This is a genomic window from Erwinia sp. PME.40.26/001, assembly GCF_055556675.1.
This window is the reverse complement of record NZ_JBVHNP010000188.1, coordinates 1-270: the sequence shown is the minus strand read 5'-3', so window position 1 is coordinate 270 and position 270 is coordinate 1. Positions and strand designations below refer to the sequence as shown.

1 protein-coding gene is annotated in these 270 nt (G+C 73.0%); it reads left to right on the top strand.

Features of this window, described 5'->3' with window-relative positions; all coding sequences use genetic code 11:
* The coding region (locus ACZ3HG_RS23790; RefSeq protein WP_465334850.1) for an aldehyde dehydrogenase family protein at nt 1–270 on the top strand (270 nt) is incomplete at both ends.

Below are 270 nucleotides of genomic sequence, written 5' to 3'. Positions count from 1 at the left end.
CCCCGTCGCCGGCGGCCTCGATGTGACGTACCACGAGCCGTACGGCGTCGTCGGGATCATCGTGCCGTGGAACTTCCCCATGACGATCGCCGCGTGGGGCTTCGCCCCCGCGCTCGCCGCGGGCAACGCCGTCGTGCTGAAGCCCGCCGAGCTGACGCCGCTCACCGCCGTGCGGCTCGGTGAGCTGGCGCTGGAGGCCGGGCTGCCGGAGGGGCTGTTCCGGGTGATCGTCGGATCGGGTTCGGTCGTGGGCCAGCGCTTCGTCTCGCA